The organism is Streptomyces sp. NPDC000345 (assembly GCF_042898825.1).
In the GTDB taxonomy this organism is placed as follows: Bacteria; Actinomycetota; Actinomycetes; order Streptomycetales; family Streptomycetaceae; genus Streptomyces.
The window spans coordinates 102,582-115,246 of the sequence record NZ_JBIAZE010000023.1 but is presented as its reverse complement, the minus strand read 5'-3'; the positions used below and the strand labels follow the sequence as shown (position 1 = coordinate 115,246).

The 12,665-nt window shown below is 70.4% G+C and carries 10 protein-coding genes; 8 read left to right on the top strand and 2 right to left on the bottom strand.

Annotation, left to right across the window (positions count from 1 at the left end; translation table 11 throughout):
• Position 1: 1 nt before the first annotated feature.
• Positions 2 to 2,041 carry a bifunctional aldolase/short-chain dehydrogenase gene (locus tag ACFY30_RS37005; RefSeq protein WP_390849538.1) on the bottom strand — a complete coding sequence of 680 codons (2,040 nt, stop codon included), beginning with the start codon at positions 2,039 to 2,041 and terminating at the stop codon, positions 2 to 4.
• Between the two features lie 139 nt (positions 2,042 to 2,180).
• Positions 2,181 to 3,341 (bottom strand): L-rhamnose isomerase, encoded by a 1,161-nt coding sequence (rhaI, locus tag ACFY30_RS37000; protein ID WP_390849537.1) that lies wholly within the window; start codon positions 3,339 to 3,341, stop codon positions 2,181 to 2,183.
• A gap of 272 nt (positions 3,342 to 3,613) precedes the next feature.
• On the opposite strand from rhaI, the gene ACFY30_RS36995 reads away from it, so the two are divergent.
• From ACFY30_RS36995 to ACFY30_RS36960, 8 genes are all read left to right on the top strand, one after another.
• Entirely contained in the window at positions 3,614 to 5,131 is a 1,518-nt protein-coding gene (locus tag ACFY30_RS36995; protein ID WP_390849536.1) for a sugar ABC transporter ATP-binding protein, read from the top strand.
• Positions 5,128 to 6,198 (top strand): ABC transporter permease, encoded by a 1,071-nt coding sequence (locus tag ACFY30_RS36990; protein ID WP_390849535.1) that lies wholly within the window; start codon positions 5,128 to 5,130, stop codon positions 6,196 to 6,198. The genes ACFY30_RS36995 and ACFY30_RS36990 overlap by 4 nt, the downstream gene beginning before the upstream one ends.
• Positions 6,191 to 7,192: an ABC transporter permease gene (locus tag ACFY30_RS36985; RefSeq protein WP_390849534.1), complete on the top strand. Its 1,002-nt coding sequence runs from the start codon at positions 6,191 to 6,193 to the stop codon at positions 7,190 to 7,192. Before ACFY30_RS36990 ends, ACFY30_RS36985 begins: the two co-directional genes overlap by 8 nt.
• 38 nt (positions 7,193 to 7,230) lie before the next feature.
• Positions 7,231 to 8,310 (top strand): rhamnose ABC transporter substrate-binding protein, encoded by a 1,080-nt coding sequence (gene rhaS, locus ACFY30_RS36980; RefSeq protein WP_390656514.1) that lies wholly within the window; start codon positions 7,231 to 7,233, stop codon positions 8,308 to 8,310.
• A 19-nt stretch (positions 8,311 to 8,329) separates the two neighbouring features.
• Positions 8,330 to 8,650, top strand: a complete 321-nt coding sequence (locus tag ACFY30_RS36975) for an L-rhamnose mutarotase (RefSeq protein WP_390849533.1) — start codon at positions 8,330 to 8,332, stop codon at positions 8,648 to 8,650.
• Between the two features lie 48 nt (positions 8,651 to 8,698).
• Positions 8,699 to 10,123, top strand: a complete 1,425-nt coding sequence (locus ACFY30_RS36970; protein WP_390849532.1) for a BNR repeat-containing protein — start codon at positions 8,699 to 8,701, stop codon at positions 10,121 to 10,123.
• Positions 10,124 to 10,214: 91 nt separating this feature from the next.
• Positions 10,215 to 11,240, top strand: a complete 1,026-nt coding sequence (locus ACFY30_RS36965; RefSeq protein WP_390656519.1) for a LacI family DNA-binding transcriptional regulator — start codon at positions 10,215 to 10,217, stop codon at positions 11,238 to 11,240.
• Between the two features lie 103 nt (positions 11,241 to 11,343).
• Positions 11,344 to 12,645 carry an alpha/beta fold hydrolase gene (locus tag ACFY30_RS36960; RefSeq protein ID WP_390849530.1) on the top strand — a complete coding sequence of 434 codons (1,302 nt, stop codon included), beginning with the start codon at positions 11,344 to 11,346 and terminating at the stop codon, positions 12,643 to 12,645.
• Positions 12,646 to 12,665 lie beyond the last annotated feature (20 nt).

The following is a 12,665-nucleotide window of genomic DNA, read 5'->3' as shown; positions in this document are numbered from 1 at the left end:
GTCACCGGAGGAACGCGGCCGCCACGCCCGCGTCGACGGGCACGTGCAGCCCGGTGGTGTGCGTGAGCTCCCCGCCCGTCAGCGCGAACACGGCGTTCGCGACGTGCTCGGGCAGCACCTCCCGCTTGAGGATCGTCCGCTGCGCGTAGAACTCGCCCAGCTTCTCCTCCTCGATCCCGTAGGTCGCCGCGCGCTGGGCACCCCAGCCTCCCGCGAAGATCCCGGAACCGCGGACGACGCCGTCCGGGTTGACGCCGTTGACCCGGATCCCGTGCTCTCCCAGCTCCGCGGCCAGCAGCCGCACCTGGTGCGCCTGGTCGGCCTTGGTGGCGGAGTAGGCGATGTTGTTGGGCCCGGCGAACACGGCGTTCTTGGAGGCGATGTAGACGATGTCGCCGCCCAGTCCCTGCGCGATCATCACCCGGGCCGCCTCACGCGAGACCAGGAAGGAACCCCGCGCCATGATGTCGTGCTGGAGGTCCCAGTCCTTCGCCGAGGTCTCCAGCAGCGGCTTGGAGATCGAGATCCCCGCGTTGTTGACCACGAGATCGACTCCGCCGAAGGCGAGCACCGCGGCCTTGAAGGCGTCGGCGATGCCCTCCTCGGAGGTCACGTCCACGGTCACGGCGACGGCCTTGTCGGACCCGCCCAGCTCCTCGGCGACGGCGGCGGCGTTCTCCGCGTGGAGATCGGCGACGACCACACAGGCGCCCTCGGCGACCAGCCGGTGCGCGATGGCCCTGCCGATCCCGCTGCCGGCCCCGGTGACCAGGGCCACCCGGGTGGCGAGCGCCTTCGGCCTCGGCATCCGCTGGAGCTTGGCCTCCTCCAGCGCCCAGTACTCGATGCGGAACTTCTCCCGCTCCTCGATCGGCGCGTACGACGACACCGCCTCGGCCCCGCGCATCACGTTGATGGCGTTGACGTAGAACTCGCCCGCGACCCGGGCGGTCTGCTTGTCCTTGCCGAAGGAGAACATGCCCACGCCCGGCACGAGCACGATCGCGGGGTCGGCGCCGCGCATCGCGGGGGAGCCGGCCTCGGCGTGCCGCCGGTAGTAGGCGGCGTACTCCTCCCGGTAGGCGGTGTGCAGCTCCTTCAGCCGCGCGATCGCCTCCTCGAGCGGAGCGGTGTGCGGCAGATCGAGGACGAGCGGGCGCACCTTGGTCCGCAGGAAGTGGTCCGGGCAGGAGGTGCCCAGCGCGGCGAGCCGCGGATGCCCGGCCCGCGCCACGAAGTCCAGCACGGCCTCGGAGTCGTTGTAGTGCCCGACCTGCGGCCGGTCCTGCGAGGCGATCGCCCGCACGTGCGGCGCGAGCGCGGCGGCCCGTTCCCGCCGCTCACCCTCGGGCAGCGCCTCGTAGCCCTCGACGACCGGCCCGAAGGGCTCGGCCTTCCCCCGCTCGGCGAGGAACTTCTCCGCGGTCCGGATGATGTGCAGCGAGTTGCGCTCGCACTCCTCGGCGGTGTCGCCCCAGGCGGTGATCCCGTGCCCGCCGAGGACCACGCCGATGGCCTGCGGGTTGGCCTCCTTGATGGCGGCGATGTCCAGGCCCAGCTGGAACCCCGGCCGCCGCCACGGCACCCACGCCACACGGTCCCCGAAACACTCGGCGGTCAGCTTCTCCCCGTCGGCGGCGCAGGCGAGCGCGATCCCGGAGTCCGGGTGCAGATGGTCGACGTGGGCGGCGTCCACGAGCCCGTGCATGGCGGTGTCGATGGACGGCGCCGCCCCTCCCTTGCCGTGCAGGCAGTAGTCGAACGCGGCGACCATCTCGTCCTCGCGCTCGACGCCCGGATACACGTCGGCGAGTCCCCGCAGCCGGTCCAGCCGCAGCACGGCGAGCCCGCTCTCGGTGAGCGTACCGAGGTCGCCTCCCGACCCCTTCACCCACATCAGTTCTACGTCGGAGCCGGTGACGGGGTCGGTGTCCGTCCCCTTGGCGGAGGCGTTGCCGCCGGCGTAGTTCGTGTTACGGGGATCGGAGCCGAGCCGACGGGACCGGGCGAGCAGGGCTGCGGCTTCGGGATGGGTGGACATGGAGATTCCTTACTTCTCGAACGTGGGTGGGTGCATTTCCCCAGGGGCACGGGGCTGTATTGATGTGCGGCTCCGCCGCGTGGGCGCGACCGCCCACATCCGGCCCGCACCCCGCAACGACACAGAACAAGGCGGACGCTCACGCGCCCCAGCCGGCCTGCTCTCCTCCCACCCGCTCGGCGACGATCTTCTCGGCCCACCCGCTCCGCCGGTACGCGGCCAGCGGCTCGGGGTCCAGCCCCATCTCCTCCCGCACCTCACGCAGCAGCGGACGCACGTCCGTGTTGTACGCGTCCATCAGCACGGCGTTCGCTTCCAGCACGTCCCCGGACGCCTGCGCGGCGGCCAGCGCCGACCGGTCGACCAGCAGCGCCTTCGCGGTGGCCTCCTGCACGTTCATCACGGACCGGATGATCGCCGGGATCTTCGCCTCGATGTTGTGGCACTGGTCCAGCATGAAGGCCACCTCGGAGGTGAACCCGCCCCCACGCACGACCTCGTACATGATCCGGAACAGCTGGAAGGGATCCGCCGCGCCCACCATCAGGTCGTCGTCGGCGTAGAAACGGGAGTTGAAGTCGAACCCGCCGAGCTTCCCCTCCCGCAGCAGCGTGGCCACGATGAACTCGATGTTGGTCCCCGGCGCGTGGTGCCCGGTGTCGACCACGACCTGCGCCTTCGGCCCCAGCTTCAGGCAGTGCGCGTACGCCGTGCCCCAGTCCGGGACGTCGGTGGTGTAGAAGGCCGGCTCGAAGAACTTGTACTCCAGCAGCATCCGCTGCCCGTCGCCCAGCCGTTCGTACACCTCGGCCAGCCCCTCGGCCAGCCGGTCCTGCCGGCCCCGCACATCGTCCTGGCCGGGATAGTTCGTGCCGTCCGCGAACCACAGCTTCAGATCCGCGGAGCCGGTCGCGTCCATGATGTCGACGCACTCCAGCAGATGGTCGACGGCCTTGCGCCGCACCCCCGCGTCGGGGTGGCAGACGCTGCCCAGCTTGTACGCGTCGTCCTGGAAGGTGTTCGAGTTGATCGCCCCCAGCTTCACCCCCAGGTCCTCGGCGTGTTTCGCAAGTGCGGAGTAGTCCTCCACCTTGTCCCACGGGATGTGCAGCGCCACCGTCGGGGCCACGCCGGTGACCGCGTGGACCTGCGCCGCGTCGTCCAGCTTCTCCTGCGGGGTACGCGGCACACCCGCTTGCGCGAACACCTTGAAACGGGTCCCCGAGTTCCCGTACGCCCACGACGGCGTCTCGACGGCCTGGGTCTTCAGCGCGGCCTTCACCGCGGCGAGGTCGGTCACTTCGGGCTCCTGTGACATCGGTCCGGCACCAGGGCCGGATGAAACGATTCAGAACGGGAAGCTATGAGGCCACGGCAGGAGTGTCAACCCTTTCGTCCGCGCACCCTTTTCGTGACCGCCGCGTGACCTTCGGCTATCGAAAGATTTTCGAGACGGACCCATTGACGTGACATGCCCCGCATGCCTAACGTCCCGGCAATCCAGTTGAAACCTTTCACGACGCTGTGGCGCCCCGATGGGAACGGTCCGCAGCGGTCGTCGAGGAGCCACCCATGACCCACCCGTCCGACACGGGACCGGCCCCGGTGCTGGCGCTCAGGGACGTCGCCAAGTCCTTCGGCGCCGTACGCGCCCTGCGGGGCGTCTCCCTGGAGCTGTTCCCCGGCGAGGTGCACGCCCTCGCCGGCGAGAACGGCGCGGGCAAGTCGACCTTGATCAAAACCCTCGCGGGGGTGCACCGACCGGACGCCGGCCGGGTGCTGCTCGACGGCGAGCCCGTCGTCTTCCACGGCCCCGGCGACGCCCGAGACGCCGGCATCGCCGTGATCTACCAGGAACCCACGCTCTTCCCCGACCTTTCGATCGCCGAGAACATCTTCATGGGCCGCCAGCCCCGGCGCGCCCTCGGCCGGATCGACCACAAGGCCACCCACGCCGCCACCACCGCCCTGATGGCGCGGCTCGGCGTCGACCTCGACCCCGACCGCCCGGCGCGCGGACTGTCCATCGCCGACCAGCAGATCGTCGAGATCGCCAAGGCGCTCTCCTTCGACGCCCGCGTCCTGATCATGGACGAGCCGACCGCCGCCCTCACCGGCAGCGAGGTCGCCCGCCTCTTCGGCGTGGTGCGCGCCCTGCGCGAGCAGGGCGCGGCCGTCCTCTTCATCTCCCACCGCCTGGAGGAGATCTTCGAGATCTGCCAGCGGGTGACGACCCTGCGCGACGGCTCCTGGATCGCCAGCGAACCGGTCGAGGGCATGACCGAGGACGACCTGGTCCGCCGTATGGTCGGCCGTGACCTCGACGAGCTCTACCCCAAACAGGACGTCACCCCGGGCGAGGTCGCCCTCAGCGTCCACCGCCTCACCCGCGAGGGCGTCTTCACCGACGTCTCCTTCGAGGTCCGGCGCGGTGAGATCGTCGGTCTCGCCGGACTCGTCGGCGCGGGCCGCACCGAGGTCGCCCGGGCGGTCTTCGGCATCGACCGCTGGGACGCCGGCGAGGTGACGGTCGACGGCCGCCCGCTCACCAACGGCGCCCCCTCCACCGCGATGGCCGCGGGCCTCGCCCTGGTGCCGGAGGACCGGCGCGCCCAGGGCCTGGTGATGGACATGTCCATCGAGCGCAACATCGGCCTCACCGGCCTGCGCACGACCGTCAGGGCCGGCCTGATGGACCGCGGCGCCGAACGCAGCCGCTCCCTCGACTGGGCGGTCAAGCTCCAGGTGAAGTACGCCCGGATCGCCGACACCGTCAACACGCTCTCCGGCGGCAACCAGCAGAAGGTCGTGCTCGCCAAATGGCTGGCCACCGCTCCCAAGGTGCTGATCGTCGACGAGCCCACGCGCGGCATCGACGTCGGCACCAAGGCCGAGGTGCACCGGCTGCTGAGCGAGCTGGCCGCCGACGGGGTCGCCGTCCTGATGATCTCCTCCGACCTGCCCGAGATCCTCGGCATGGCCGACCGCGTGCTCGTGATGCACGAGGGCCGGCTCACCGCCGAGATCCCCCGCTCCGACGCCACCGAGGAAACCGTGATGGCCGCAGCCACCGGGAGGGCCGCCGCATGACGGTCACCGCTCCCGAACAGGCCCCCGTCGCCGAGGCGCCCAGGTCCAGTGGCACCCGCCTCGTCGACCGCGTCTTCAAGATGCGCGAACTCGCCATCCTGCTGGTCTTCCTGGTGATGATCGCCGTCACCCAGGCCGGCAACAGCGAGTTCCTCTCCGAGCAGGGCATCAAGGACCTGCTGCTGAACGCGACCATCCTGGTCCTGGTCGCCACCGGCCAGTCCCTGGTCGTCATCACCCGCAACGTCGACCTGTCGGTCGGCTCCACCCTCGGCATCACCGCCTTCGCCGCCGGCACCTACCTGCACGGCGGCGGCGACCCGGTGATCGCGATCGCGCTGGCCGTGCTGCTGGGCATCGGCTTCGGGCTCCTCAACGGCCTGCTCGTCAGCCTCGGTCAGGTACCGGCCCTCGTCGTCACCCTCGGCACGCTCTACATCATCCGGGGCATCGACTCCATCTGGGTCGGCTCCCGGCAGATCACGGCCGCCGACCTGCCCGGCGGCTTCGTGGACTTCGGTTCCGGCGGCATCTCGGCCGTGCCGTATCTCGCGCTGATCGCCCTGGCGGTGCTGGTGGCCACGGCGTACTACCTCAAGCACTTCGGCAGCGGCCGCGAACTGTACGCCCTGGGCTCCAACCCGGAGGCCGCCCGCCTCGCCGGCATCCCGGTGCGCAAGCGGATCCTCGCCGCGTACACCTTCTGCGGCGGCCTGGCCGGCCTCGCCGGCGCGATGTACCTGGCCCGGTTCGGCAACGTCGACTCCGGGACCGGCAACGGCTACGAACTCACCGTGGTCAGCGCGGTCGTGGTCGGCGGTGTCGTCTTCACCGGCGGCTCCGGCAGCGTCTACGGCGCCGCACTCGGCGCGCTGCTGCTGACCTCCATCAACAGCGTCCTGCCCGCACTCGGCGTGAGCTCGGTCTGGGTGCTCGCCATCAACGGCGTCCTGCTCCTGCTGGCGATCGCGGTCGACCGGATCGTGGCCCTGCGGGTGGCGCTCGCCCTGAAGAAGAAGCCGGCGTCCGTGAAGCCGGCCGCAGTGAAGGGGGACGCACGTGCCTGAGTCCGGAACCCTCGTGCATCGCGTGGTCCGCTGGGACACCGTGGTGAGCGCCCTCCTGATCGTCCTGCTGCTGTTCTCCTTCTCCTTCGTCGACGGCTTCGGCAACGCGCTGAACCTGTCCTTCCTGATCGGCAACACCCTGCCGATCGCGCTGATCGCCCTGCCGATGACCCTGCTCGTGGTCTCCGGGGAGATCGACCTCTCGGTCGCCTCCACGGCCGGTCTGTCCGGCGCGGTGATGGGCGCCCTGTGGAACCAGGGCATGACCATCGAGACGATCATCCCGATCTGCCTGCTGCTCGGTGTGGTCTGCGGGCTGGTCAACGGCCTGCTCGTGACCCGTCTCGGGCTGCCCTCCCTCGCCGTCACCATCGGCACCCTCGCCGCCTACCGGGGCATCGCACAGATCGTGCTCGGCTCCGACGCGGTGACCGACTTCCCCTCCCCGTACCTGGACTTCGCGGCCGGACGGGTCGGCAGCAGCTTCCTCCCGCAGGCCTTCCTGCCCTTCCTGGTCCTGCTCGCGATCGCGGTGGTCGTCCTGCACGCCACCCCGTTCGGCCGCTCGCTCTTCGCGATCGGCGCCAGCGAGGAGGCAGCGCGGTTCGCCGGCATCCGCGTCAAGCGGCAGAAACTGATCCTGTTCACCGTGACCGGCCTGATGGCCTCCCTCACCGGGATCTTCTGGGCCCTGCACTACGCCAGCGCCCGCTACGACAACGCCACCGGCCTCGAACTCTCCGTCGTCGCGGCCGTCCTCCTCGGCGGCATCGACTTCGACGGCGGCAAGGGCACGCTCGGCGGCGCGATCGCGGGAGTCTTCCTGCTCGGCGCGCTGCAGAACGTGATGAGCCTGCTCAACGTCTCCGCCCAGTCGCAGATCGTCGTCACCGGCGTCCTGCTCGTCGTCTCCGTGCTCGGCCCCCGGGTCGCACGCCAGATCTCCGTCGCACGGGCGGGCCGTAGGGCCGCAGCCTCGACCCCGACGGCGTAAACCCCGCTTCGCTCACCTTCGTAAAAAGGAACCCCGTGATGCGCAAGTCTTCCCTCCGTCGTGCCTGCGCGGCCCTCGCCGCCGTCTCCTCCCTCGCCCTCGCCGCCACCGCCTGCGGCGGCACCACCAAGGAGGACGTCAAGAGCGAGGGCGCCTCGGCGGCCGCCACCGGCAAGGCCGACCCGAACGCGGCCACCAAGAAGGGCCTGACCGTCGGCTTCCTGCCCAAGCAGGTCAACAACCCGTACTTCACCTCCGCCGACAAGGGCGGCGAGGCGGCCCTGAAGGAGCTGGGCTCCAGCTACAAGGAGGTCGGCCCGTCCAGCGCCACCGACACCTCCGGGCAGGTGTCGTACGTCAACACCCTCACCCAGCAGCAGGTCGACGCGATGGCCGTGTCCGCGCAGGACCCGGGCGCCCTGTGCACCGCGCTCAAGCAGGCCATGAGCAACGGCATCAAGGTCGTCACCTACGACTCCGACACCAACGCCGGCTGCCGCAACGCCTTCGTCTCGCAGGCCTCCGCCGAGGACCTGGGCCGCACCGAGGTGCAGCTGCTCGCCGAGCAGATCGGTTACAAGGGCGAGATCGCGATCCTGTCCGCCGCGCAGACCGCGACGAACCAGAACACCTGGATCGACTTCATGAAGGACGAGCTGAAGGACGCCAAGTACAAGGACGTCAAGCTCGTCAAGGTGGCCTACGGCAACGACGACGCCCAGCAGTCCTTCCAGCAGACCCAGGGCCTGCTCCAGGAGTACCCGAACCTGAAGGGGATCATCTCCCCGACCACGGTCGGCATCAAGGCCGCCGCCCAGTACCTCTCGGGCTCCAAGTACAAGGGGAAGGTCAAGCTGACCGGCCTCGGCACCCCCAACGACATGCGCAAGTACGTCAAGAACGGCACCGTCGACGCCTTCGAGCTGTGGGACCCCTCGAAGCTCGGCGCGCTGGCCGCGCAGACCGCCGTCGCGCTGGTCTCCGGCCAGATCACCGGCAAGGAGGGCGAGACCTTCAAGGCCGGCTCCACCACCTACACCATCGGCAAGGACGGCGTGATCAGCCTCGGCAAGCCGACCGTGTTCGACGCCAAGAACATCGACCAGTTCAACTTCTGATCCGAAGGAGCGGTACTTCATGCAGCGCGTCTGCTTCCTGCTCAAGGTCCGTCAGGACAAGCTCGCCGAGTACCGCGAACGCCACGCCGCCGTGTGGCCGGAGATGCTCGAAGCTCTCTCGGCCACCGGCTGGCACAACTACTCCCTCTTCCTCAGAGACGACGGCCTGCTCGTCGGCTACCTGGAGACCGACGACTTCGCGGCCGCCCGGGCCGGCATGGAGGCCACCGACGTCAACGCCCGCTGGCAGGCGGAGATGGCGCCGTTCTTCGAGTCCCTCGACGGAGCCCGCCCCGACCAGGCCATGACACCGCTCACCGAGGTCTTCCACCTCGCCTGACCCCGTTCGTCCTCTCCCCTTCCTCGTACGACAATGGAGTCCCCCGCGATGAAGAGACGTACGCTCCTGGGAGCCGCCCTCGCCTCGGCCGTGCTGACCCCCGCCCTCACCACCGGCACCGCACGCGCCGCCGACCCCGGCCCCTCGGTCACCCGCAAGAGCACCACCCAACTCGACGCCACGGCCCTCTTCTTCGTCTCCTACGACGGCCTGGTCAACAACAACTCGTTCCAGAAGAACGGCCTGCTGACCTACAAGGGCTACCAGTACGCCACCTGGTACACCTCCACCGGCAACGCGGTCGTCGGCCGCCGCGTCCTCGGCGGCGGCACCTGGTCGACCGTCACCCTCCCGCACGTCCTCAAGGCCAGCGACTCCCACAACGTCATCTCCATGGGCGTCTCCAGGATCGACGGCCGGCTGCACCTCAACATGGACTCCCACAGCAACGGCTACTTCTACGTGAAGTCGGTCGCCGGGCTCATGGACAACCCCGCCTCCACCGCCTGGACGTCGTCCGTCTTCGGCGCCGTGCAGACGACCATGGACGGCCTCTCCCTCACCACGCAGTTCACGTACCCGCAGTTCGTCTCCACTCCCGAGGGCAGGCTCCAGCTCAGCTACCGGGTCGGCGTCTCCGGAAACGGCCGCAACGCCCTCGCCGAGTACGACGGTTCGACGTGGACGGCGCTGGGGGAGTGGACCAGCGCCACCGGGACCTACACCAGCGAGCACGGCTCCTCGACCGCCCGCAACATGTACCTCCACGGCATCGACTACGACGTCAACGGCCGGCTGCACTCCTTCTTCACCTGGCGCGAGCAGAACGCCGCCGTCATGTGCAACAGCGGCGGCATCACCAACCACGACACCGGATACGTCTACTCCGACGACCGGGGCCGCACCTGGCGCAACAACGCGGGCACGGTCGTCGGCACCACCGGCGGCTCCGACAAGGTGACGGTCACCGACGGCGGCCTGGTCGTCGACCCGCTCAACCCGGACCACTCCCTGATGAACCAGGAGAGCCAGTTCACCGACTCCGCCGGCCGCCCGCACGCGATCATCAGCTACGTCCCCGGCCGCTTCGGCCAGTGCACCACCAACTACGTCAGCGACCGCACCGCCAACGGCCGCGCCTTCCACGTCCGCAAGAACTCCTCGGGCACCTGGCAGAAGACGGAGATCCCCGTCGTCCTCGGCTCCAGCCAGCGCACCAAGCTGATCCTGGACAAGTACGACAACGCCTACGCGATCTTCCCCTTCGGCCGGATCGCCGGCGCCTCGAAGTCCTCCGGGTACACCGACTGGACGGTGCTGTTCGACGGCAGCGGGCTGAACGCCTTCGGCGAGGTCGTGATCGACGAGCTGCGGGTCAAGGCCGACAACACGCTGTCGTTCATGTACCAGGAGAAGTCGAGCGGGACGACCCCCTCGGCGCTCCACGTCATCGATTTCGCGCTGCCCGCATGACCCGGACAGCGCCCCGGACAGCGGTGCGGCGCCGTGACGGTAATGTGAAGGCCGTCCCGCCGTACCGCGCTCACCTGGAGGTCCCCGCCTGATGGCCCAGTCGGTGGGTATCAAGGACGTCGCCCGTGCCGCCGGAGTCTCCGTCGGCACGGTGTCCAACGTCATCAACCGCCCGGACACCGTCGCGACCGAGACCCGGGCCCGGGTGCTGTCCGCGATAGACCGGCTCGGCTATGTCCGCAGCGAGTCGGCGCGCCAGCTGCGGGCCGGCCGCAGCCGCATCATGGGGCTGCTCGTCCTCGACATGGGCAACCCCTTCTTCGTGGACGTCGCGCGCGGCGCCGAGCGGGCCGCCCGGGACGCCGGGCTCGGTGTGATGGTCTGCAACAGCGCCGAGAGCGTCGGCGAGGAGGCCGAGTACCTCTCCCTCTTCGCCGAGCAGCGGGTGCGGGGCGTGCTGCTCACCCCGGCCGACGCGACCGGCCGCAACATCGAGTCCTTCCGCCGCCACGGCATCCCGTTCGTGCTGGTCGACCGGGTCTCCGAGGGCACCACCGAGTGCTCGGTGTCGGTGGACGACGTGGCGGGCGGCGCGCTCGCCGTACGGCATCTCGTCGACGCCGGACACCGCTCCATCGCGTACGTCAGCGGGCCGCCCGGCTTCAACCAGGTCCGCGACCGCCGCACCGGAGCCCTGAACGCGCTCGCCGAGGCGGGCCTCGGCCCGGAGTGCCTGCGCGAGCTGCCCACCGAGCGGCTCGACGTGGCCGCCGGCCGGGACGCCGGCGCCCGCCTGCTCGGGCTCGCCGACCGCCCCACGGCCGTCTTCTGCGCCAACGACCTGCTCGCCCTCGGTGTCCTGCAGGCCATGTACGCGGCCGGCGTCGGGGTCCCCGACGATCTCGCCATCGTCGGCTACGACGACATCGAGTTCGCCGCCGCCGCGGCCGTCCCGCTCACCTCGGTCCGCCAGCCCGCCGTCACCATGGGTGCCCTGGCCGCCGAGATGCTGCTGGAGGAGACCGAGGAGAGCGGGAGCGGCCGCAGGCACGAGCACCGGCGGGTGGTGCTCCAGCCGGAGCTGGTGGTGCGCCGTTCGAGCCTCTCGGCGCGCTGAGCCGCCGTTCAGTAGCCGTTCATGATCCCCCGGGCTCCGCAAGCGCCCGGACATGTGCTGAAGTGGGACGCGGCCCGTACACCGAGCGTCCAGGAGACCCCTGTTGTCCTCCAGCTACCGCCAGCCCGGCGTCGTACTCACCGACCGCCGTTTCACCGTCCCCCTCGACCACACCGACCCGTCGGGGGAGACCATCGAGCTGTACGCCCGTGAGGTCGTCGCGAGCGACAAGGCCGGCCAGGACCTGCCCTGGCTGCTGTACCTCCAGGGCGGCCCCGGCTTCGGCGCCCACCGCTTCGTCGGCAGGCCGGCCTGGCTCGGGCGCGCCCTGAAGGAGTTCCGCGTCCTCCTTCTCGACCAGCGCGGCACCGGCCACTCCACACCCGCCAACCGCCAGACGCTCCCGCTGCGCGGCGGCCCGGCCGAGCAGGCCGACCACCTCACGCGCTTCCGCGCCGACTCGATCGTCCGCGACTGCGAGACCATCCGCCCCGAGGTCACCGGCGGCGCCCCCTGGACCGTCCTCGGCCAGAGCTTCGGCGGTTTCTGCACGGTCAGCTACCTCTCGCTCGCCCCCGAGGGCCTCGCCGCCGCCCTGATCACCGGCGGCCTGCCCTCCCTCGACGCCCACGCCGACGACGTCTACCGCGCCGCCTACCCGCGCATGGAACGCAAGGCCGCCGCCCACTACGCCCGCTACCCGCAGGACGTCGAGCGGGTCCGCCGGATCGCCGAGCACCTGCTGCGGCACGAGGTCACCCTCCCGAACGGCTACCGGCTCACCGTCGAGGCCTTCCAGACCCTCGGCATCATGCTCGGGGGCGGCGAGGGCAGCCACCGGCTGCACCACCTCCTCGAAGAGGCCTTCGTCCGCACCCCGCACGGCCTTGAGCTCTCCGACGCCTTCCAGGAGGAGACGCAGAGCCGGCTCTCCTTCGCCGGCCACCCCCTGTACGCCCTCGTCCACGAGGCGATCTACGGGCAGGACGCCCGTCCCACCGCATGGTCGGCCGAACGGGTGCGCGCCGAGTTCCCGCAGTTCGACGCGGCGAAGACGCTCACCGGCGACGGACCGCTGCTGCTGACCGGCGAAACGATCCACCCCTGGATGTTCGACACCGACCCCGCACTGCGCCCGCTGCGCGAGACCGCCGAACTCCTCGCCGCCCGCACCGACTGGACGCCGCTGTACGACCCCGCCCGCCTCGCCGCCAACGAGGTACCGGCGGCCGCCGCGATCTACCACGACGACCTGTACGTCGACACCGCCCACTCCCTGCGCACCGCCCGCGCGATCCGTGGTCTGCGCACCTGGGTCACCGACGAGTTCGAGCACGACGGCGTCCGGGCCGGCGGCCCCCGGGTCCTGGACCGGCTGCTGGCCCTCGTCCGTGACGAAGTGTGATGTCGGTGTCACCGATTAGT